This window comes from Agrobacterium sp. CMT1 (assembly GCF_037203725.1).
Taxonomy (GTDB): domain Bacteria; phylum Pseudomonadota; class Alphaproteobacteria; order Rhizobiales; family Rhizobiaceae; genus Agrobacterium; species Agrobacterium pusense.
The window spans coordinates 115,738-138,672 of record NZ_JBBCAR010000008.1; the positions used below are offsets into that span (position 1 = coordinate 115,738).

Genomic DNA, 22,935 nt, shown 5'->3' on the forward strand with positions numbered 1-22,935 from the left:
TTAGAAGAAAATAGCCCAGACGCACAGAATGGCGAGGGAAACGAGAAGGGAGAGGAGATAGGGAACGACGGCCCGGAAAAGGGCTGTCGCCGGAATGCGGGTGACGCCGCTCACCACAAAGATCAGCATGCCGAGCGGCGGTGTCAGGCCGTGGATCATGAGATTGACCACGAGGATGACACCGAAATGGATGGGATCGATACCGGCTGCCACGGCAGCGGGCAGAAGGATCGGCCCGAACAGCAGGATGGCAGCACCGATATCAAGCACAAGACCGACCACGAGCAGAATGAGGTTGGACAGCAGAAGCACCGCGATCTTGCTGCCACCGAGCAATGTCACGAAGTCGGTGACAAGACCGGAGACATTATCGACCGCCAGGAGAAAGGCGAACGGGCCAGCCGTGCCGATCAGAAGGCCGATCGCAGCTGCTTCACCCGCCGATTGGCGGAAGGTTGTAAAAATGCGGCCCGCGCCCAGCCGGTATCCGAAGCCGAGAAACAGCGTGTAAAGCGCTGCAAGCGCTGCGGCTTCCGTGGTCGTGACGACGCCAATGCGGATGCCGACCACCACGATGACGCCAAGACCGAAGGCAGGTATCGCAGCCACGGCCGAGCGCCACCGCTCAGAGCCCGTCGCGCGAGGCAAGGTATCAACGCTGCGCACGCTGAAATGGATAGCCACCGCCAGGCAGACCGCCATCAACCCGCCCGCAAAGAATCCGCCGACCAGCAGCGACCCGACCGAAAGGTTGGTGGCCGTTGCGAGGATGAGAAATGCGATGGAGGGCGGAATGACGTTGTCCAGCACGGAAGTGGCGGCGATGATCGCACCCGCCTGCGCGGGTGGATAACCATGCTTGACGAGTTCCGGCTGGAAGGTGGAGGCGCCGAAGGCAGCATTGGCGACTGAAGAACCGGAGGCGCCCGAAAACAGCACGCTCGTCAGAAGCGTCGTCTGGGCCAGCCCCGCCCGTCGGTGGCCGACCATGGAGGCGGCAAAACGGACGAGCTGGTTTGCGACGCCCGATTCCGTCAGCAGACTTCCCGCCAGCAGGAAGAAGGGGATGGCGAGCAGCAGGAATTTCGACATGCCTGTGACCGTGGAGGAAACGATGGCCGGCTCCGGCAAAGTACTGCCGAAGGCAATCGCCACATAGGCGGCGGCGAGGAAGGCATGGGCAAGCGGCGCGGCCATAACCAGCCCCACGGCTGCCGTCAGCGCCAGAAACAGGCTCGGCGGCAGCGTCGTATCGACGAAAATTTCCGGCAGGCCCACATAGGAAACAACAGCAATGACGACGGAGAGCAGAACAGCAAACGCCTTGCCTTCACTGACGCGCTGAAGCGCGAGATAAACAAAAATCAGTGCGCCACCCGCACCAAGAAAACCGAAACGCACCCATTCCGGCAGATCAAGCGTCGGGGACGTCCCGCCCAGCATTGCCGCAATTTCTACCCCGCCGAAGGCGAGTATGAGCGCGGCAACGAACGAGAAAGCATCGGCCAGGACTTCCGTGGCAGCATGGAAACGTTCCGGCAGGAAGCGCACAAAAACATCGAGCCGCATCGCAAGCGCGCTTTTGAGACTGAGAGGCGCGCCGACGGCGATCATCGCGACATTAAGCCAGATGCCCAGATCTTCCGCGCCGATGAAGCCGGTGTGAAACAGATAACGCAGGGTGACATTGACCAGAACCACCACGAGCAGCGTGGCAAGGATTGCTGCCGCGACCGCACCGAGTACCTTGTCCAGAATGGCCAGCAGCCGCCCTGCCACACGCTGCGGGCCGATGCGCCCTCGTGCCGATGTCGTTGCGGGACTCGCCATCATGTCTTTCTTCTTTACTCCCGAAGCCATGCTCATGAGGCCTTAGCCGAGAGGTCACGGTCGAACAATGTCGACCACGTGAATTGTTTTGCCGCCGAAACCTCACGCGATACGTCAAGACGCGGAAGCACCTTTTCCCCGAAACGGAAGGCTTCTTCCAGCAATGGCATGCCGGACAGGATAAAGGTGTTCACGCCCGCCTTCTTATAGGCCTCCAGCGTGCGGATGACAGTATCGGGCGAGCCGACGATAGCTGTTCCCGGACCTGGACGAACGAGACCGATGCCGGCCCAGAGATTTGGCGCTATTTCAAGATCGCGCAGGTTCTCCGGCTTCTGGCCGCCATGCATCGCCGTCATGCGCTGCTGGCCAACGGAATCGGTCTTGCCGACGAAACGCTGGTTGGCGGCAATCGCTGCCTCATCCATGCGCCCGTAGAGATCGGCGGCGGCCGCCCAGGCCTCTTCATCCGTATCGCGCACGATAACATAAAGGCGAATACCGTATTCCAGTTCTCGACCGAGCTTTTCCGCCCGCGCCTTGACGAGATCGACCTTCGCGCCAATCTGATCAGGCGTTTCGCCCCATGAGAGATAGGTCTCGACATGTTTGGCCGCAACGTCGATGGCCTTGTCCGAAGAGCCGCCAAACCACAGCGGCGGCGGCTCGATGCCCTGCCCCACCGGCAGAGCGAGCTTTGCGCCCTGCGTCTGGAAATAATGCCCGTTGAAATCCACCGTCTCGCCGGCGAAAAGCCGGTGCCAGATTTGCAGATATTCATCCGCCATCTCGTAACGCTCGTCATGCGGCATGGTCATGCCGTAGGCGCCGAGCATCTTCGCATCGCCCGAGACGACATTGATAAGCAGACGCCCGCGCGAAAACTCCTGGAGCGTCGCCGCCATCTTGCCAAGCAGCGTTGGCGCGATCAGGCCCGGATGAATGGCGACCAGCAGTTTCAGCCGCTCGGTATAGGAAAGAAGCGCGCCCGCCAGAACCCAGACGTCATGCGCGCCGGTGGCAAACAGCGCCCCGGTATAACCGAGCTGGTCGTAAGCGAGCGCCAGTTGCTTGTAATAACCGAGATCGACCCTGCGGGAGCCTTCCGGCTGCCAGGGATAGGCGCCGTCGGGGGCGCACATGTACCAGAAAACATTCATCTGTCACCTCCGACGCTGGCTGATTGCGGGGCCGGGCTTTGCCCGGTCTGAACCGGTAAAGAGAAATGGCCGTGCCTGTAAAGCGTATCGGCCTCCTCCTGCTGTTCGGCAAGAATATTTTGAGTGGCGGGCACGACTGAAAGATCGCGAGAGCGCAATACCTTTGCCCAGGACGAAGCGTCGCCTTCGCTGCCAGGTTCGGCGGCGAGCAGCGCAGCCGCCTGCTCTACATTAGCCATAACGGCGCGGCCGACGCGGTCCAGTTCAGCCGCAATCGCTTGCCTCGTTTCAGGCGCAAGAGCGTGACGATCCAGCGTCCAGAACAGCGAACGGTTGGGAATGGTGGAGCCGCAGCGAACCAAAAGACTGATTTCTTCATGGGTCAGAGCCTTTTCCAGCCGCGGCGACATCGTCACCCAGGCATCGACGCGACCTTCCACGAGGTCCCTCAGGCTGTCACTGTCGCCGCTTTCTATCCGGCTGACATCCGAGAGGCCAAGCCCCGCTCCTTCCAGGCTGCGCGCCAGAAGATAGGTATGAAACGATCCGTCGATCAGGGATATGCGTTTTCCCGAGAGATCGGCGGCGGAACGGATCGGGCTGTCGCGCCGCACGAGGATCGCGCCATTGGCCGGCCGCGGTGCGGAGGCGGCAATATAGACCGCCGAAAGCCCGCGCGCATCCGCCTCGATGGGCGGTGTCGACCCGGTGCCGCCAAAATGTATTTCACCCTTTTCCAGAAGCGCCGCGGTATCGCGCCCTTCTCTATAGAGCACGAATTCAGGCTCGAATGCCTTAAAAGAACCGGGCCAGAGCCGGGCGAGCCGCAAATGCAGATTGTTGGGATGGACCCCGATTTTCATGTCGACACCTCATTTCACGATCAATCTACTTTTTTATAGAGTGTTTTCGAGAAACGTTTTAGCGATCCCCGGGCGGAAAGCGAAAGAGAAATCTACTCATCCTGTAGATTTTAAAAAATGCCTGATTGATCTGGGATGAGATTCATCAAACCATTGAAATCTATCGCCGCACAATTTACTTTTTTATAGTTTGAAAAGTGGGCCTCTTCAGTCGTGACCAAACCGGTTTCCAATCTCATCTGCCGCAGCGTCGTTGAAGCAAGCGAGCTCCTGAAGCTTGTGGCCAATGCCAACCGTCTGGCCATCGTCTGTTACCTCATGGAAACGGAAGCCTCCGTTTCCGCACTCGAATATGAACTCGGCATCCAGCAGCCGACGCTTTCACAGCAGCTTGCCGAACTGCGCGATGCGGGGGTCATCGAGGGCACGCGGGAGGGCAAGGCGGTGATCTATCGTGTTACCGATCCGCGTATTGTCCAGTTGGTTCTGACATTACGCGGCCTCTATGCTGATCTTTCCGATGTGACCGGCAAGAAAGGCAGGCGCGCTTTACCGCTGGATGAGGCAATGTTCGACTAACATGATCGACCTTTACACCTGGATCACGCCGAACGGCCTCAAAATCTCGATTGCGCTGGAAGAACTTGGCCTGCCCTATCGCAGCCATGCCATCGACATCGAAAAGGGCGAGCAGTTCTCGGCCGAGTACAGTCGCATCAACCCTGGCTCCAAAATCCCTGCAATCGTCGATCACGACAATGGCACCGTTTTAACAGAGTCCAACGCAATCCTGATCTATCTCGCGGAAAAAGCCGGACGGCTCATTCCCGTCTCTGCCGCGGCACGCCTGACAGTCACCGAGTGGCTGATGTGGCAGGCCGCCAACTTCGGCCCGACACTCGGTTACGCCCATTATTTCCTGACGTACAATACAGGAAAAGCACCCTTTGCCGAAACCCGTTTCGCCTCGGATACCGAACGCCTCTACCGGACGCTGGACGACCGCTTGGCAGAGCGCGGGTTCGTCGCCGGCGATTTTTCAATAGCCGATATCGCCATCTGGCCATGGGTTTCGCGTTTCGCCCGTCATAAAATCGATCTCGCTGATTTTCCCGCAATAAACCGCTGGTATCGCCAGCTTGGACAGCGCGAAACCTTCCAGCGCGGTTATCGCGTACCATTTGTGACATCTGACGTTCCGGGGCTTTGATCGCTCAGCTGGCGACAAGATGGCCGGGTGAGACTTCGCGATATTCCCGCGGCTTCACGGAATAATCGACTGAGCGGATCGGACTTTTCAACTCGTCATTGGCGGCACCGCGACGCGTGTTTCTGCGGTCCGGGTCCGGCACCGGCACGGCCGCCATCAGCTTGCGGGTATAGTCATGCTGCGGGTTGTCGAAGACAGCCGCACGCGGGCCGATTTCGACGATCTCGCCGAGATACATCACCGCCACCCGGTGGCTGACGCGCTCCACCACCGCCATGTCATGGCTGATGAAAAGAAAGGCGAGATCGAGGCTCTGCTGCAGATCCAGCATCAGGTTGATGACCTGCGCCTTGATCGAGACATCCAGCGCCGAAACGCTTTCATCAGCGACGATGACCTTCGGCTGCAGCGCCAGCGCGCGGGCAATGCAGATTCGCTGCCGCTGGCCGCCGGAAAATTCGTGCGGGTAACGCGCCGCCATATCGGGCGAGAGGCCGACCTTTTCCAGCATGTCGGCCACCACATCCTTCGCTTCGCGGGCGCTGCCCATACGGTGTTCCAGAAAAGGTTCGGCGATCGCCGCGCCCACCGTCATGCGCGGATTGAGTGAGGCAAGGGGATCCTGAAAGATCATCTGCACCGTCTTGCGCATCTCTCGCATGCCTGACTTGTCGAGGGCGAGAATATTCTCGCCGTTCACCACCACGGAACCGGCATCCGGCTCGATGAGCCGCATGATGGCGCGACCGGTGGTCGACTTGCCGCAGCCGCTTTCGCCCACCAGTGACAACGTCTCCCCGGCCCTCAGATCGAAGGACACGTTTTCCACCGCATGCACGCGGCCGCTGAGCCGCCCCAAGAGACCGGAGTGGATATCGAAGCGCTTGGTCAGCCCCTCAACTTTGAGCACCGGCTGGGCTGCTGCATTGACGGTATCGGCCGGACGCGCCGGTTCCTGCGTTTCTCCCGTGGTGGTGTTGACAATGGGAAACCGCAGCGGCCTTTCCTCACCCGTCATGGAACCCAGAACCGGAACGGCAGACAAGAGTGCTCGTGTATAGGGATGTTTACCGCGATGGAAAATATCCGCGGTCCCGCCGACTTCCACCTGCTCGCCGCGATACATGACGACGGTACGGTCGGCGATCTCCGCCACCACGCCCATGTCATGTGTGATGAACAGGACGGAGGTGCCCTCCTCTTCCTGAAGCGTCTTGATAAGGTCGAGAATCTGGCCCTGAATGGTGACGTCAAGCGCCGTCGTCGGCTCGTCGGCGATCAAGAGCTTTGGCCGGGAAGCGAGCGCCATGGCGATCATCACGCGCTGGCGCATGCCACCGGAAAAGCGGTGCGGATATTCATCGAAACGTGAGGCGGCCGAGGGGATGCGGACCTTTTCCAGCAGGCGGATCGTTTCGGCTCGTGCATCAGCTTTCGACATCGGCTGATGACACAACAGTGCTTCTGAAATCTGGTCGCCGATGGTGAAGAGCGGATTGAGGCTGGTCATCGGCTCCTGGAATATCATGGCCACCTCATTGCCCCGCACCCGCCGCATGGCGTCCTCTGAAAGTGACAGGAGGTTGCGCCCGCCGAGCAGGATTTCACCCTGCACCCTGCTGCTTTCGCGGTCCAGCAGCCGCATGATGGAAAGCGATGTCACGCTTTTGCCCGAACCGCTTTCACCGACGATCGCAACCGTCTCGCCCGGCCCGACATCAAAGGAAATATCACGCACCACCGGTTTCCAACCGCCATCCACGTGAAAGGACGTGGTGAGGTTGCGGACGGAAAGCACGGCATCTTTTGCACCAAGCGGTACTGCCTGCGGCATGGTCATGATCGTTCCCTTCTTTTCTTCTCGTTTGAATTCAGGCACGGCGTCACGGCCTGTTTCTTCTCCCCGTCGGGGAGAAGGTGGCCCGAAGGGTCGGATGAGGGGGCGACGTTCACGATAGATCGCACCCCTGCCCCTCATCCCGCTGCCGCGACCTTCTCCCCGGCGGGGAGAAGAAACTCGCGGCACCCGCTCGTTCGATATGCAGTCGTTATTAGTCCGGCCAGTGCAGCATGCCGTCGAAACGGTGGCGGCTGCGGTCTTCGAACGGTGTCGCAATTACCTCGTTGGAGGCGCGTGCCTTGTCGAGTTCCTCCGCCAGACGGGACGCAACGACAGTCTCCTGGCCAGGATGCAGGTTGCAGGGGTCGAGATAGAAATAGCGATGTTCCACCTCGTGATCGCGGGTGATGATCGGCGGATTACCCTTGGCCAGCGCCGTTGTCAGGTCCCATGCCGTAATATGCGCTTCTTCGGCATTGATGATAACGCGCAGCCGGTCGAGCGGGTTGTTGGTCGGGTCGGGCTCGATCAACGCCGTCACGCCCGGCCGTCCATCCAGCGTCCTTTTCCAGAGGTTGAGATAACCGGTTTCCCGTTCGCGAATTCCGGCATGGTCCCGCTTTTCCCAGGCCTCAAGCGCCGCCATGACGCCATAGATACTTTCCTTGCCGACTTTCATGCCGCGGCCGATGCCCATATTCTGAAGGAAAGCATGACGCACCAGTTCCTTCTTACCCGCGACGATGCCCGAGGTGGGGCCGCCGAGGAACTTGTGGCCGGAATAGAGCACGACATCCGCACCCGTGGCCAAAAACAGCTTCAGGTCGTATTCGGAAGCGGCATCGACAATGACAGGGACACCCTTGGCATGGGCGATCTCGACGAATTCGGAAAGACGCAGCAGACCGTAATCCACCACATGATGCGAGACGACATAGACAGCGGCAGCCGTCTTTTCGGTGATGGCGTTTTCCATATGGAAACGGTGGGTCGATGTTGCCTGCCCGATCAGCACCACCTTGCCGCCGCCGAGGCGGATGGCCTGATCCACCGGTGCGCCATAACTCACCACATGCCCCATCTGCACCAGAACCTCGTTCTTCTCAGGCGTAACATCGGGCAGCTTTTCGATGGCGAGAAGATTATTGCCGGTGATCGCGCCTGCGACAGCAAGGCTGATGCCAGAGGAGCAGGACGCCGTGATAAAACCGGCCTCGCCCCCCGTCAGCCTTGCAATGATCGCGCTTGCCTTGCGCTGCAGATCGTTGATCTCGACAAATTGCGGCAGGATGGCCGCTATAGCTTCAACCGCTTCCGGAACGACGATGGAAGCGCCGAGCGAGGTCATGGTGCCCGAGACGTTGATGACCGGGCGAAGGCCGATCCTGCTTCTAATATCCTCGGTCATGTCTTTCTCCTGTCTTTGCGATGCGATGGGCATCGACATATATGCCATAATAATGTAATAGCTTCTCAAAATTGATGAGGAGCCAAAATTGGACGCCCATAAGCTGCACGAAACGCCTTTATCCGCCCTTCCCGATACGGCGGAAAACCCGGACGCGAAGGCGGCCAAGCGCTCTCGCGTCAGCGGCATCGACCGCGCCCTTCAGGTTATTGATTACCTCTACGAAACCGGATCCCCCGCCGGCGCTTACGCCATTGCCAAGGCGATCAAGGCCCCGCTGTCCACCGTCTATGTGATCATCGATGATCTCATCGAAAAGAACATGCTGGCGCGCAATGCCGACGGCAACATCTGGCTCGGCGCGCGGCTTTACCACTACGGTCTTGCCTATGCCCGCTCGCTCGATTTCATGGGTGTCGCCACCCACGAAATGCACGATCTCTGCCGCCATGCGGGCGAGACGGTGCAGCTTTGCGGCCGCGATGGCGACCATATGCTGGTATTGGCCATGGCGGACGGACCGAGCCATTTTCAGGTCGCGTCCCGTGTCGGCACCCGCGTTCCCTTGAACTGGACGGCGTCCGGACGTCTGCTCGTCGGGCATCTGCCGGAAGCCGAACGTCTCGAACTTTTCCGTCGCTGTGCCCGTTCCTCGCCGACCGGACGCGCCGAAATCAACCCGGAAACGCTGTCCCAGTCTGCGGCGGCGGCGTTCCGTGACAGGCTGTCTATCCAGGTCGCCGAGTCCGATTACGCCGTGGCATGCATCGCTTCGCCGATTTGCGACAACAGGGGCGAATGCGTTGCGACGATTTCCATCGTGCTGCCCGAGCAGAAGGTGCTGGCGGACGAGAACCACTACACCGAGCAGGTCAGGGTCTCGGCGGAACGGATCGAAAAGCTCATGGGCTGGCGCAACCATTGAACGGCCTCAACCCTTGAGCGCGACGATGGCTTCGATTTCGACGGTTATATTGCCCGGCAGTGAGCCGAAGCCCACGGCGGAGCGGGCATGTTGTCCCGCATCGCCGAACACATCGATGAAGAGATCGGAACAGCCGTTGATGACGCTCGGGTGATCGCGGAAATCACTGACGGCATTGACCATGCCCAGCAGCTTCACCACCTTCTTCACCCGCGACAGGTCGCCCAGCGCCTCGTGCATGACGGCAAGCAGGTTGATGCCGGTGAGACGCGCATGGTTATAGGCCTCTTCCAGCCCGATTTCCGCGCCCACCTTGCCGGCATAGAGGTGGCCATTTTCTTCCCGCGGCCCCTGGCCCGAAAGATAAAGCATGTTGCCTTCCACCACATGCGTGACGAAATTGGCAATCGGCGGCGGCGGCGGCGGCAGGGAGATGCCGAGCGCGGCGAGCCGGTCATAGGGCGAGACGTGCCCTTCTGCGTCGAGCGAAGACTGTTTCACGCGAATTCCTCATAATGCCGGGAGCGGTTTCCCGTAATGGCTGCGAACGGCGGAGGAAGGACCTCCGCCCTATCAGTCGGGGTCAGCGCCAGGAATAACCATGGCTGTGGCGCACCAGCTTGCGCGCCCTTGGAATGTAACGGCTGGCCGCGATGGCTTCCGCGCCGATAACCGCGTAACGCGGCTCGAACAGGCGCTTCAGGCGCGACACGTCGCCGTTGGAATCGGTCGCTTCCAGATCGGCATCGACAAGATCAAAAACAGTGAAATCTGCGCGCTGACCGACCTCGAGACGGTTTTCCATATCGAGGCGGATGATGGAGGCGGGGTTACGGGTCACGGCTTCAACCACGTTTTCGAAGGGCATGTTCACGGAGAGCAGCTTCGACATGGTGGTTGCCAGATCCCAGACCGGGAAATTCATCGAATGGCCATGCAAATCCGTAGAGATGGAGAACGGAAGCAACCCGCGTTCAATCGCGGCTTCCGCAACCTTGAAGGAGAAGGATGCGCCGCCATGGCCGATATCCAGCCGGATGCCTTCGCCCGCGCAGCGTTCGGCAAGGTTGAACAGGTCCTCGTCTTCCATGATGCTGGAGCCCGACTTGCCGTTGAAGCAGTGGGTCACGACATCGCCGGGGCCGAGAATTTCCAGAACCTCGTCGTAAAGGGCCGGTGGCTCGCCCACATGTACCATCATCGGCACTTTCAGGATCTTGGCGATCTTCTTGCCGAGCTTGACCGGCGTCACACCCCAGGAGCCGGTGATGACATGGCTCGCCCGCACCTTCAGGCCGACTATATGCTCGCTGTTTTCCGCGTAACATTCGAGGATACGGTCGAGATCGATATCCTTGATGTCGCGCAGTTCAGGCACGCGGTTGCAGGCAACGAGACCGATGGAGCCGAGGTTGAGGAAGGCCTTGATGCGCTCCCTTGAGGGTTCGATGATATATTCCCTGAAACCGTGGAAATTCGCCTCGCCCGCCGAACCGGCATCCACCAGTGTGGTTACGCCGCGCTCGGCCCCGCATTCGGAGGGGCGGATAGAGATGTCGGTGCCGCCGTGCCAGATATGCACGTGCAGATCGACCCAGCCGGGCGACATGAAGGCACCCTTGGCGTCGATACGCTGCGCATCCGCAGGCACCTGCAGGGCAGAGCCTACCGCGGCAATCTTGCCGTCGCCGCCGATCAGAATATCGGTTGAAGCCTCAGACGCACCTTTTCCGAAACCGACAGGTTTGACATTGGTGAGAAGAATGGGAGCTTGAAGAGGCGTTTTTGCCTGTTCACCGGATGTCATATTACAAATCCCTTCGCAGTCTTGGGTCGAGCATGTCCCGCAGTCCATCGCCAACCATTTGCAGCGACAGTACGGAAAGAATGATGGCAAAGCCGGGAAAATAGGTCATCCAGTCGGCCTGTCCGATATATTGGCGGCCGGCGGAAATCATGGTTCCCCACGTTGGAATTTCGGGGCTGACACCAAGTCCCAGAAACGACAGGCCGGCCTCCGCCAGCATGGCGCTCGCAAAAAGAAAGGTGCATTGCACGAGGATCGGCGAGACCAGATTGCGCAGGACATGCCGCGTCATGATGTGGAAAGTGGAAATGCCGAGCGCCTTTGCCGCCTCCACATAGGGCAACTCACGAATTACCAGCGTCGAGGCGCGCACGATGCGGGCAAGGCGCGGCGAATAAACGACGGCGAGCGCGATGATGACAGTTGTCAGCGACGGGCCGAGAGCCGCCACCAGCGCAATCGCCAGCAGAATATCAGGAAACGCCATCATCGCATCGATCAGCCGCGCGATCGGTGTGTCCAGTTTCTGGAAGAAACCGGCAAGCAGGCCGAGCGTGATGCCGATCAGCGCCGAAAGCGCCACCACGGCGGCCCCGACCAGAAGCGACAGTCTTCCGGCGTATATGGTGCGGGAAAAGACGTCGCGACCAAACTCATCGGTGCCGAACCAATAGAGTTCGCTCGGCGGCTTCAGGCGGTTCACGATCGACAGTTTTGAGGGCGAGTACGGCGCTATCATCGGCGCGAAAACCGCAAGCAGCACGAAGACAAGCAGCACGAGCAGGCCGGCGGCGACTGTCTTGCGCTTCAGGAGACGCCGAATGAACAGGACAGTCGGGTTGCGTGCCGGGGGAACGGTGGAAACGATATCGGCCATCAGTAGCGAACCCTTGGATCGACCAGCAGGTAAAGCATGTCGATTGCAAAATTGATGAGCACGTAGAGCCCGGCGATAACGAGAAGCGCGCCCTGGATGACCGGATAATCACGCCGAAGCACCGCCGAGACGACGAGATTTCCGACCCCCGGCAAACCAAAGACGGTCTCCGTTACCACCGCACCCGAAATCAGCACGGCGGCGGTGAGGCCAAGCACGGTGAGAATGGGGATAAGCGCATTCTTCAGCGCATGTTTCATCACCACCCGACGCTCCTTGACGCCCTTGGCACGTGCAGTGCGGACATAGTCATCACCGAGGACATCCAGCATAGAGGCGCGGGTGAAGCGCAGAATGAGGGCGGAGGACACGAGGCCGAGCGCGATGGCCGGCAACGTCAGATGATACATGCGCTCCGCGAAACTCGACCCCGGCCCGCCATAACCCGATACCGGGAACATATCGAGCCTGACGGCGAAGACCTGCATGAGGATGAGGCCGAGCCAGAAGCTCGGAATGCTCGCCGCCAGCATCGCGACCGTCGTTGCGGCCTGGTCCACGAACGAGCCGCGCCGGTAAGCGGCATAGATGCCGATCGGGAGAGCGATGACGCTGGCGATCAGCAGTGAAAAGATTGTCAGGAAAAAGGTCGGTTCGGCCCGATCCAGCAGGGCTGATCCGACAGGCATATTGAGAAAGATCGACTGGCCGAGATCGCCCTTCAGCAATTGGCCGATATAGTAGACATATTGCACCCCAAGCGACTGATCGAGGCCGAGGCGGGTGCGCAGTTCCGCAATGTCCTGTGCCGAGGCATCCGGCCCCAGCATCACGGCGGCCGGGTCTCCGGGCGTGACGCGCAGGATGACGAAAACGATGGTGACAACGAGGAACATCACCACGATCATTCCCGCAAGTCTCTGGAAGATATACCGTATCACGAATAAAAGCTCCTGATCGCAAAAGTGGCGGACCACTTATGCGAGATAGTTGAAGCGAAGCTGCTGAAGGGTGCCGGCAGCCCGGCACCCGATTGCCGTCCTGGCTTTATTTTGTGACCGAGGCATTCCAGAAATACGGCCACGGAGCAGGATCGACGCCTTCCAGCTTGTTGGACTTCGCCGCCACGGCATTGAAGTCACCGATCTTGAGAAGCGGCAGCTCGGCATAGATCGTCTTCTGCACATCGGCCCAGAGAGCGATGCGTTTATCCGGATCGACTTCGGCAGTGAAGGCATCAACCGCAGCCTTGCGTGCCGGCGTGTCCCACCAGCCCGGCGAGCTCGTGGAAAGCGCGCCCATCAGCGCCGGTTCCGGCAGGAACGGGCTGTGGCTGATATAAATATCCCAGAGCTTCGGGTCAGCGCGGCGCTGTGTCAGCGTCGCCCAATCCACCACCTGCATATCCACCTTGAAACCGGCCAGTTTCAGATATTCTGCAGCAACCTGCGCCATCTTATAATGGAACTCATACTGGCGGCTGGTAAGGATGCGCAGCGGCTCACCATTGTAACCGGCCGCCTTCAGCTTTTCGGCGGCGGCTTCCGGATTGCTGACATTATAGTTGCCCTCGACACCTACTTCTGAATGCCAAGAGAAGTTGTCGGGATAATAAGCGCCGTCGAGCGCGTAGAAATCCGTGCTGCCGAAAGCCGCCGCGAGCATGTCTTCCATGTTCAGCGCTTCCGTCACCGCCTTGCGAACCTCAAGCTTTGAGGACAGCCCCTCCTTGGTGTTGAAGACGAAGACCGGATAGCCGAAGGGCTTCAGCATCAACGGCTGCGAGGCGGAGGACGACTTCACCTTCTCGAAGGATTCCACAGGAATGGAATCGACATAGTCGTATTGGCCCGAAACGGCGGCTTCGACGCGGGTGTTCGGATCAGGCACCGGAACGAAGCGGATTTCATCGAGATATTGATGGCGCGCACCGCCGTAACCGTCGCTTTCGCCGCCGCGGGACTTGTAGCCATCGAAGCGCACGAGCTGGATATACTGGTCGGCCTTGCGTTCCTTAAGCATATAGGGACCGGTGCCGATGAATTCGGCCATCGGCTCCGCCTGCTTTTCGGCCGGCAGGATGATCGCCGCGGAATTGTTGAACGCGAGCAGCGAGGTGAGCGGGGCATAGGGCTGCTTGAGGGTGATCGCCACCGTACCGGCGTCGGGTGCTGAGATATTCTCGATAAAGCCGGCGGCTTGCTTGCCGCGCGAGGCGATCTTCATCCAGCGTCCGAGCGAGGCGACGACATCTTCAGACGTCATGTCGCTGCCGTCGTGGAACTTGATGCCCTGTCTGAGCTTGATCGTGTAGGTTTTGCCATCTGCGCTGATCTCGGGCAGGCTTTCCGCCAGCAGCGGCGTCACCTTCCAGCCCTTGTCGAAAGTATAGAGCGTTTCGAAAATATGCTGTGTGACGATGCCGACGAGATCGGCGGTAGACGCCATGGGGTCCAATGTCGGCGGCTCGCCGATGGTGGCGACATTGATCACGCCGCCCTTTTCCTGGGCCATCATCAAACCCGGTGCAAGCAACAACGCGGCGGTGGCGAGAAATGCAATTTTACGTCTCATGGTCAAGCTCCCAGCTCTTATGTGTTCCATTATTATGTTATATGCATCTTTATAACAGAATATCTTGCTGCGACGCCTTGTCAATAACCTTGAAGCGAGGAGGAATGATTACCAGACCGACGGGGAAGCATTTTGGTACGCACCGCCCGCCCGGCGCGCTTTCGGCAGCCACCGCCAGACGCCGGGTCGGCGCAGATGTCAGGAAATTTGGAAGCGGGATATTTCGCATCTGCGAACAAGATGCTATTCAAGAGACGGAGCAGGACAGGATTCCGACAGACATAACCCTGCGTCCATATTATTTTCGCATTGTTTCGTCTTCGCAGCCGCGCTTTTGCGGGTGAAGACAAGATTGATATTCGATACTGCCGGCTTATTTCCAGGTCGGATTACAAATTTTTATTACGTTGATATTATTGAGGAAACTATGAAGACGGCGATCGTCCATGACTGGCTCACCGATAGGGGTGGGGCTGAAAAGGTCCTTCACAACCTTCTCGAAATCTATCCTCAGGCAGATCTTTTTTGCCTCGTGGATTTCATGAGCGAGCGTGATCGCGGCTTTCTCGGCGGCCGCCCGGTGAATACCTCCTTCATCCAGAAGCTGCCCTTCGCCCGGAAGAAATATCGCTCTTACCTGCCGCTGATGCCGCTCGCCATCGAGCAATTCGATCTGAGCGGTTATGATCTCGTCATTTCCTCAAGCTATGCGGTCGCCAAAGGCGTCATCACCGGGCCGGGCCAGTTTCACGTTTCCTATATCCACAGCCCCATCCGTTACGCGTGGGATCTTCAGCATCAATACCTCAAGGAAACGCGGCTGACGCACGGCTTCGCCTCGTGGATCGCCCGCGCCATCCTTCATTATATCCGCATGTGGGACATCCGCACCGCCAACGGTGTCGACCTGATGACCGTCAATTCCAAATTCATCCGCAACCGGGTGCGCAAGTGTTATGGGCGGGATTCCACGGTGATCTATCCCCCGGTGGATACCTCCCACCTCTCTCCCTCTGACCACAAGGGCGATTATTTCGTCACTGCATCACGGCTGGTGCCCTACAAAAAAGTGCATCTGATCGTCGAAGCCTTCGCCAAAATGCCCGACAGGCGCCTCGTTGTCATCGGAGACGGCCCGGACATGAAGCGCATTCGCGATATCGCAACTCCCAATATCGAAATCCTGGGGTTTGTCGGCAATAAGGAGCTTCACAGATACATGGCGGAAGCCAAGGCATTCATCTTTGCGGCGGAAGACGACTTCGGCATCGTCCCCGTCGAATCCCAGGCTCTGGGCACGCCGGTGATCGCTTATGGAAAGGGCGGCGTGCTGGAAACCGTCATCCCGCTCGGCGGCTCCAACCAGCCCACGGGCCTTTATTTCCGCGAACAGACGCCTGAAGCGATCTGCGGCGCTGTGCAGGAGTTCGTCGACAATTCCGACCGCTTTGACAAGACCGCCTGCATCGACAATGCCGCCCGTTTCTCCCGCGAACGTTTCCTGAGGGAATTCGCCGACACCGTCAATTTCGCGCTCGCTGAACGGGCATGATCGCCTGCAAAGTGAAACTCGACTATCAAAACTGATTACATGGTGTCGACAAAGGAAAAAACTGCATAAGCGTGACAAAACTGCACTAGCACGATGCAGCAATCACAGAGATGATAGTGGGCGGACGAATGTTGAATTGCAACGAAAATAAAACAGTGCGTCTTGCATAACATAAGCAATACACAAGATTTAGCCCGAGATACCTTAATAAAATTGAATTACGCTCCAAAATTGCATATTACTTTCGCAGTTCAACACGTTTTTCAATCCTATCCTTTCTGAACAAATGCAAACCGGCTGAGACTTTCTTTACCGGGTTATTTACGAAGTGATCATTTTTTAAAACCTATACGTGTCCGTTCTTCCTGCTTTCGGACGATATTCATTTTGAGGACCAAATGCGTTTATTGAATGTTTCGATTCTGCTCGCCTCTGCGGCTCTGGCAGGCTGCACTGTCACAGCGGCATCTGGCCCCGACGCAGCCACAATCGAATCCAACGCCTCCGTAAAATTCGGATCAAAGGACAAGAAAAAAACCGCAGGCGTGGATTATGCGCTTATCGACATCAACAGCTCCGTCCTTAACTATGTCGGTGATACCACCACGACCACCTTGCTCGGCAGCTTCGGTGGTGGCAAGGGCGGCGTCCCGGCATTGCCGATGGGTGTCGGCGACGTAGTCCAGGTTGCGATTTTCGAAAGCCAGGCGGGCGGCCTGTTCATTCCAAACGATGCAGGCAGTCGCCCGGGTAACTTCATAAGCCTCCCCAACCAGACGGTCGACCGGGAAGGCAATATCAGCGTTCCCTATGCTGGCAAGATCCGCGCAACCGGCCGCAATGTCGAGGATGTGCAGAGTGAAATCGAGGAGCGCCTGGCAAATCGCGCCATCGAGCCGCAGGTTCTGATCACCAAGATTTCCAGCCGCTCCGCACAGGCCTCGGTTCTTGGCGACGTCAAAGAGCCGACAAAGGTGCAGCTGTCGGAAGCAGGTGATCGCGTTCTTGACGTCATCTCTTACGCCAAAGGCCTGAGTGCTCCCAACATAGAGTCCTATGTCACGCTCATTCGGCGCGGGAAAACGGCCCGCGTCAACTATAATCACCTTGTCAGCACGCCTTCGGAAAACATCTATGTGGTGCCGGGCGACACCATCATGGTGGAGCGGGAGCGCCGCACTTATCTCGCCTTCGGCGCTTCCGGCCTCAACGGCCGTTTCGAGTTCGAGGACGCCGATCTCAAGCTCTCGGACGCCCTTGGCAAGGCGGGCGGATTGCTCGACTCCCGTGCAGATCCCGCCCAAGTCTACGTCTACCGCATCGTCAAGCGCGATCTTCTCGTGAAGCTCGGCATCAACACGTCCAAATTCGCTGGCCAGGACGTTCCGGTCATTTTCCGTGCCAATCTGCGCGATCCCTCGACCTTCTTTGCCAGCACGAAATTCCCGATGCAGGATCGCGACATCATCTACGTCACGAACTCGCAGGCCACCGAACTCTACAAATTCCTGGATCTCGTCGGCTCCGTGCCCGCTACCACAGGCAATGTTGCTGAAGATGTGCTGGCCACCCGCAACGCCATCCGGGCTTTCTGACCTCCGGCGTATCGCATCGCGAAAAAGGCCGCCCCGGGAACGAGGCGGCCTTTTCCCGTACAAACCGGCGCGAAGAATATACGCAATGGCGGGGTTGCATGCGAGCGCGATCCGCCTCAGCCCCTGTACGGCAGGGCAAACGGCCCCCGCACACGGTTGTTGCCATTACAAAAGTTTAAGGTGATTTCGCAGCGTATTGGGTGTCTTGTGGAGGAAAGCTGCTCCCAAGCCTTGCCGCACATGTCGGGAAACATGTATCGCCTTCATTACGCGGAACCGTCAGATGAAACGTTTCTGGACCGCCCTCAGCGTTCTTGCCATCGCAGCCGCCGGCGCGTGGTATTTCAAGGACCGCCTGCCGCTCGATCAAATTCCCTATCTGAAACAATTTGCCAGCACTCCACCGCAGGCGGAGACCGCAACCGCAGAAACGACTGCAAGTGCAAAACCGCAATCCTCCCGCAATGGCCAGCCAGGCGCACAACAGGGGCAAAGGCAGGGCGGCGGGCGGCGCAATGGCGGACCATCGACCGTCAGCACCATTTCGGTCAGTAAAGCGACGCTGCCAATGGACGCGGCGGCAACAGGGTGGGCGGTAGCAGCTGACATCACCAATATCGCACCGCTCCAGGCCGGCCTCGTCACCGAAATCGAGGCAAAGGACGGCCAGCACATCAAGGCGGGCGATCTGATCCTCAAGATGGACGATCGAACTGCCCGTGCGGCGGTCGACAAGGACAAGGCGAATATCGCCGCCGACCAGGCGACACTTGAACAGACTGAAGCCGCTTTTCAGCGTGCCGCCAACCTCGTCAAGCAGAGCGCCGAGTCACAGCAGGTGCTGGATCAGGCCAGAGCGGCGCGGGACAGCGCCAGCGCCAAGATCGATGCCGACCGCGCAACGCTTGCGTCCGATCAGGTAGCATTGGAACATATGGAAATCCGTGCTCCCTTCGATGGGAGACTGGGTGATATCAGCGTCAGCCCGGGGGCTTACCTTAGTGCCGGCGTGAATATCGTGACGATCACGAAATACAACCCCATCTCGGTCAGTTTCCGGCTCTCTCAACGCTATCTGCCGCAATTGCGCGAAGGCGTAGCGAAAGACACGGCAGTTGATGTCGACCCTGCGGCGACCGGCGGCGAGGCGATGCGCGGCATACTGCGTTTTTACGACAACACTGTGGACCAGACCTCCGGCACAGTGCTGGCAAAGGCGGAGTTCAAGAACGACCGCGGCCTTTTGTGGCCCGGTCAGTCCGTCAACGTCACCGCGCATTTTGTTTCCGAAGACGAAATGGTCGTCGTACCGACGGTCGCTGTGAGACCCGGACCGAAGGGCAATTTTGTCTACACGGTCGACGGCGATCATCATGCTCATATGACGCCAGTTGAGGTCGCGCGTTCGAACGGCGACCTCACCGCCATTGCGCGCGGCCTTAATGGCGGAGAGCATCTCATCGTCGAGGGCCAGTCGGAACTCGCCGACGGCCAGCTCGTGATCGAGCAATTTTCCGACAAGGGCGGGGCGGCAGGCAATCTGGCCGCCAATATTCCGCAGGAAAAGGCTGACCGCCAATGATCCCGAATTTTTGCATCAACAGGCCCGTCGCCACCACGCTTCTCGCCATCGGCCTCGTTCTGGCAGGCCTTGCCGGTTTCCGTTTGCTCCCGGTCGCGGCCTTGCCGAAGGTGGATTTTCCGACGATCAACGTGTCGTCATCACTCTCCGGCGCCTCCCCGCAAACCATGGCCACCTCGGTCACCACGCCACTGGTCAAGCAGTTCGAGACAATTCCCGGCGTTAGCGAGATCAGCGCCACCAATACGCTTGGCAACAGCTCGATCGTGCTTCAGTTCGATCTCAACCGCGATATCGATGCGGCCGCTGCCGACGTGCAGGCCGCAATTTCCCGCGCGCAACGGCAGTTGCCGAGCAATATGACGACGACCCCCAGCTATCGCAAAACGAACCCGGCCGACGCCCCGGTACTCTTGCTTGCGGTCAACAGCAAGGAAATGCCCACCAGTAAGGTCGATGAAATCGCCGAGAACATTATCTCACCGCTCCTTTCCACCATTTCCGGCGTGGCGCAGGTGAGTATCTACGGTGCGCAGACCTATGCCGTGCGCATTGGGCTGGATCCGGCGCAGCTTCAGGCAAGAGGCCTCGGCGTCGATACGGTCACCACCGCCATTGCCCAGGCGAACAATCAGGTTCCCGTCGGCGCACTGCAGAACGATAATCAGCGCCTGACGATCGAGGCCGATACCCAGCGCACGAACGCAGCCGCCTTCCGTTCGCTGGTCGTATCGACGAACAACGGTGCACCCATTCACCTCGGTGATATCGCTAACGTCACCGACAGCATTGACAACACCAATGCGGGCAGCTGGTTCGACGGCGAACAGGCCATCGTTCTCGCCGTTCAGCGGCAGCCGGATGCCAACACCGTCGATGTCGTGGACGCCATCAAGGCCAAGCTGCCGGCGCTTCACCAGCAATTGCCGCCTTCCGTCAACATCAACGTGATGAACGACGCCTCGACCGCGATCAAGGACGCGATTTCCGACGTTCAGTTTACCCTGTTCCTGACCATCGGGCTGGTGGTGGCAGTAATCTACCTCTTCACCGGGCATCTGACGGCAACCGTCATTCCGGGTCTTGCCGTGCCGTTGTCGCTGATCACGGCTTTCGGCGCGATGTATGTGCTGGGTTACAGCATCGACAATATCTCCCTGCTTGGGCTCACCCTGTCAGTAGGTCTTGTGGTGGACGATGCCATCGTCATGCTGGAAAACATATTGCGCCTGCACGAAGAGGGGCTGCCGATGCGGGAAGCCGCGCTGCAGGGTGCAGCGGAAGTCAGCAGCACCATCCTCTCCATGTCGATTTCGCTTGTCGCCGTCTTCATCCCCATTCTGTTGATGGGCGGGGTGATCGGCAGGCTCTTTAATGAATTCGGCATGGTCGTCACGCTCGCCATCATGGCCTCGGCTCTGGTATCGCTGACGGTCACGCCAATGCTCGCCTCGCGCCTTTCCGGCCACTCCTCCCGGCCACCGGCGATCATCCGCTGGTTCGATGCCGGCTTCGAGCGGACGCTTCGCGCCTATGGAAACGCCGTGAGCTGGTGCCTTTCCCATCGCCGTATTGTTTTGGCGTCATTTCTCGCCTCGGTCGCGGCATCTCTTTATCTATTCGAAGTGCTGCCCTCCAGCTTCTTCCCCCAGGAAGACATCGGCCGTCTTTCGGTTTCGACGCAGGCGCGAGAGGATATTTCCTACACGGCGATGCGCGATCTCCAGGCGCAGGTTGCCGATCAGATCCGCAAGAATCCGGCCGTGGTCCACGTTACATCCATCGTTGGCGGCAATTCGCGCAATCCGCTGAACAACGGCTCGATGTTTGTCGAACTCAAGCCCAAGGAGGAGCGTGCACCTCTGAGCCAGGTTCTGACGGAACTGGGCCAGGCCAGCTCGAAAGTCGCGGGCATCCGCACCTATATCAACCCGCAGCAGAGCCTGCGTTTCGGCGGGCGCAGCTCCGCCAGCCAATATCAGCTCGTGGTGCAGGGCTTGAACGCTGATATCACCAATGAATGGTCGAACAAGCTGATGGAGGCGATGCGCCGCGACCATACCTTCACGTCAGTCACCTCGGATGCCCAAAACGGCGCCATCGCCGCCACGATTTCGGTCGATTCGGAAAAAGCCGCTGCCTTCGGGATTACCAATGATCAGCTGCGCAAGACACTGGAAATGTCCTTCGGCGGTTACACCGCCGCACAGATACAGTCGACCGGCGACAGCTACGACGTCATTGTCGAGTTCGACAGCTCGAAGCCGTGGAATGACGATTTCCTGAGTGACATCAATATTCTTTCGGCCAAAACGGGCGTACTGGTGCCGCTTTCCAACTTCGCTGCTATCACCCGGACGCAGGCGCCTGTTACCATCAATCAGACGGGCCAGCTCGTCTCCACCACCATCTCCTTCAACCTGCCGGATGGTGTGGCACTCTCCGACGCCACAAGTCGGATCGACCAGCTCAAGACCACGATAGGCCTGCCGCAGGATGTCTTCACCAGCTATGGCGGCACGGCGGCAATCTTCCAGCAGAGCCAGGGGAACACCGGAATCCTCATTCTGGCGGCGGTGCTCACCATCTATGTCGTTCTCGGCGTTCTCTATGAGAGCTTCATCCACCCGCTGACCATTCTTTCCGGTCTGCCGGCAGCGGCCTTCGGCGCCCTTGTGGCGCTGAAGGTTATGGGCATGGATTTCTCCATCATCGCCCTGATCGGGCTATTGATGCTTATCGGCATCGTCAAGAAAAACGCGATCATGATGATCGACGTGGCGGTGGAACTGATGCGCGAAAAAGCGGAACCACCCGCAACCGCCATTCACGAAGCCTGCGTGCGCCGGTTCCGCCCGATCATGATGACAACATTCTGCGCATTGCTTGGCGCCCTTCCCATCGCCCTCGGCTCGGGCGCCAGTTCAGAACTGCGCCAACCGCTCGGCATCGCGGTGGTCGGTGGTCTCATCGTCTCGCAATTGCTGACATTGTTCATCACGCCTGTCATCTTCGTGGAAATGGACCGCCTCGGCCGCTTCCTGACAGGGCTTCTCTCCCGCAAGAAAAATGTCGAGCCCCATGCGCAAAAGCAGGAACAGGGCGCGAAACCTGAGCCGGATTCCGTAGCGGCCTAACGCACTTCCTCAAGGCGTTTCAACGCCTCCGGAAACCCTTTGCCCTGCAGCTGGAACGAGACAATGCGACCCTGCAGATCGGGTGCCTCTATCGTCAGTGTCTGTTCCGCCTTCAGCGCCGAGACCAGCTCGACAAAGGGCGAGAAGGAAACAACGCAGCCAACCGGTAAGCAAGTGCTGACCTGCACCTCCTGCAAGCGCATATTTCCCGATTTGACGGAAAAGAGCTTGGTCACGGCTAGACCGAAGGGCAGAACCATCGTGCCCGCAAGTTTCCCCGGTGCTTTTTCACCGGCGAGCCGGAACTCCACGGAAACGGCGAGTTTGCGGGTCTTTTCCTCCAATTGGACCTGAGCTATCGCGCATGTCCGCTTGATTTCCTGCGTCGCGCCAGACGCTCTATCTGGCTCATCGTTATTTTCGGGTCCAGCGCAGGCAAGCTGCCAGCTTCCGTGGGCCTCGTGGAAGGATACCGCGCCTTGCGACGTCTCCTGCGCAGCTGCGCTGTCGAGAGAACTTGCGACGAACAGCAGAGTGGCAGCCATGGCACTTGCGCAACGCGTCTTTTTACACTG

The 22,935-nt window shown here is 59.0% G+C and carries 18 protein-coding genes; 7 read left to right on the forward strand and 11 right to left on the reverse strand.

Annotated elements, in window-relative coordinates; genetic code table 11:
- Genes WA845_RS13740 through WA845_RS13750 form a run of 3 tightly spaced genes read right to left on the reverse strand, consistent with a single transcriptional unit; the run spans position 1 to position 3,853 of the window.
- Positions 1-1,833 (reverse strand): TRAP transporter large permease, encoded by a 1,833-nt coding sequence (locus WA845_RS13740; protein WP_337322414.1) that lies wholly within the window; start codon positions 1,831-1,833, stop codon positions 1-3.
- Positions 1,834-1,862: 29 nt separating this feature from the next.
- Entirely contained in the window at positions 1,863-2,990 is a 1,128-nt protein-coding gene (locus WA845_RS13745; RefSeq protein ID WP_006698527.1) for an LLM class flavin-dependent oxidoreductase, read from the reverse strand.
- Positions 2,987-3,853 (reverse strand): ABC transporter substrate-binding protein, encoded by an 867-nt coding sequence (locus WA845_RS13750; RefSeq protein WP_004438769.1) that lies wholly within the window; start codon positions 3,851-3,853, stop codon positions 2,987-2,989. The genes WA845_RS13745 and WA845_RS13750 overlap by 4 nt, the downstream gene beginning before the upstream one ends.
- Before the next feature lie 213 nt (positions 3,854-4,066).
- Between WA845_RS13750 and WA845_RS13755 the strand changes: the two genes are divergently transcribed.
- Positions 4,067-4,432, forward strand: a complete 366-nt coding sequence (locus WA845_RS13755; protein ID WP_004438767.1) for an ArsR/SmtB family transcription factor — start codon at positions 4,067-4,069, stop codon at positions 4,430-4,432.
- A 1-nt stretch (position 4,433) separates the two neighbouring features.
- Positions 4,434-5,063, forward strand: coding sequence for a glutathione S-transferase family protein (locus tag WA845_RS13760; RefSeq protein WP_337322415.1), 630 nt, complete (start codon positions 4,434-4,436; stop codon positions 5,061-5,063).
- Between the two features lie 4 nt (positions 5,064-5,067).
- Here WA845_RS13760 and WA845_RS13765 read toward each other — a convergent pair whose 3' ends face one another.
- Positions 5,068-6,903, reverse strand: coding sequence for an ABC transporter ATP-binding protein (locus tag WA845_RS13765; RefSeq protein ID WP_337322416.1), 1,836 nt, complete (start codon positions 6,901-6,903; stop codon positions 5,068-5,070).
- A gap of 211 nt (positions 6,904-7,114) precedes the next feature.
- Positions 7,115-8,311 carry an aminotransferase class V-fold PLP-dependent enzyme gene (locus WA845_RS13770; RefSeq protein ID WP_337322417.1) on the reverse strand — a complete coding sequence of 399 codons (1,197 nt, stop codon included), beginning with the start codon at positions 8,309-8,311 and terminating at the stop codon, positions 7,115-7,117.
- Between the two features lie 88 nt (positions 8,312-8,399).
- On the opposite strand from WA845_RS13770, the gene WA845_RS13775 reads away from it, so the two are divergent.
- Positions 8,400-9,236: an IclR family transcriptional regulator gene (locus WA845_RS13775; protein ID WP_337322418.1), complete on the forward strand. Its 837-nt coding sequence runs from the start codon at positions 8,400-8,402 to the stop codon at positions 9,234-9,236.
- Between the two features lie 6 nt (positions 9,237-9,242).
- Here WA845_RS13775 and WA845_RS13780 read toward each other — a convergent pair whose 3' ends face one another.
- The 5 genes from WA845_RS13780 to WA845_RS13800 all read right to left on the reverse strand — a co-directional run bounded on the left by WA845_RS13780 (position 9,243) and on the right by WA845_RS13800 (position 14,494).
- On the reverse strand, positions 9,243-9,737 hold the full coding sequence (locus WA845_RS13780) for a RidA family protein (protein WP_004438756.1): 495 nt from the start codon (positions 9,735-9,737) through the stop codon (positions 9,243-9,245).
- A gap of 82 nt (positions 9,738-9,819) precedes the next feature.
- The gene (locus WA845_RS13785) at positions 9,820-11,043 is read right to left on the reverse strand and encodes an amidohydrolase/deacetylase family metallohydrolase (RefSeq protein WP_137069900.1); all 1,224 of its coding nucleotides are present in this window, start codon (positions 11,041-11,043) and stop codon (positions 9,820-9,822) included.
- Between the two features lies 1 nt (position 11,044).
- Positions 11,045-11,920, reverse strand: a complete 876-nt coding sequence (locus WA845_RS13790) for an ABC transporter permease (RefSeq protein WP_004438752.1) — start codon at positions 11,918-11,920, stop codon at positions 11,045-11,047.
- On the reverse strand, positions 11,920-12,861 hold the full coding sequence (locus WA845_RS13795) for an ABC transporter permease (protein WP_004438751.1): 942 nt from the start codon (positions 12,859-12,861) through the stop codon (positions 11,920-11,922). Before WA845_RS13795 ends, WA845_RS13790 begins: the two co-directional genes overlap by 1 nt.
- Before the next feature lie 106 nt (positions 12,862-12,967).
- On the reverse strand, positions 12,968-14,494 hold the full coding sequence (locus tag WA845_RS13800) for an ABC transporter substrate-binding protein (RefSeq protein ID WP_113731290.1): 1,527 nt from the start codon (positions 14,492-14,494) through the stop codon (positions 12,968-12,970).
- Between the two features lie 427 nt (positions 14,495-14,921).
- On the opposite strand from WA845_RS13800, the gene WA845_RS13805 reads away from it, so the two are divergent.
- The 4 genes from WA845_RS13805 (at position 14,922) to WA845_RS13820 (ending at position 22,360) form a co-directional block, all read left to right on the forward strand.
- Positions 14,922-16,046: a glycosyltransferase family 4 protein gene (locus WA845_RS13805; RefSeq protein WP_337322419.1), complete on the forward strand. Its 1,125-nt coding sequence runs from the start codon at positions 14,922-14,924 to the stop codon at positions 16,044-16,046.
- Between the two features lie 398 nt (positions 16,047-16,444).
- Positions 16,445-17,641, forward strand: a complete 1,197-nt coding sequence (locus WA845_RS13810; RefSeq protein WP_006698533.1) for a polysaccharide biosynthesis/export family protein — start codon at positions 16,445-16,447, stop codon at positions 17,639-17,641.
- 283 nt (positions 17,642-17,924) lie between these two features.
- Positions 17,925-19,223, forward strand: coding sequence for an efflux RND transporter periplasmic adaptor subunit (locus tag WA845_RS13815; protein WP_337322420.1), 1,299 nt, complete (start codon positions 17,925-17,927; stop codon positions 19,221-19,223).
- Complete coding sequence (locus WA845_RS13820) at positions 19,220-22,360, forward strand: efflux RND transporter permease subunit (RefSeq protein ID WP_112416278.1); 3,141 nt, start codon at positions 19,220-19,222, stop codon at positions 22,358-22,360. The genes WA845_RS13815 and WA845_RS13820 overlap by 4 nt, the downstream gene beginning before the upstream one ends.
- On the opposite strand, the gene WA845_RS13825 is transcribed toward WA845_RS13820, so the two are convergent.
- A complete protein-coding gene (locus tag WA845_RS13825) occupies positions 22,357-22,905 on the reverse strand; it encodes an invasion associated locus B family protein (RefSeq protein ID WP_006698536.1) in 549 nt (182 codons plus the stop codon). The genes WA845_RS13820 and WA845_RS13825 overlap by 4 nt on opposite strands.
- Between the last annotated feature and the right edge of the window lie 30 nt (positions 22,906-22,935).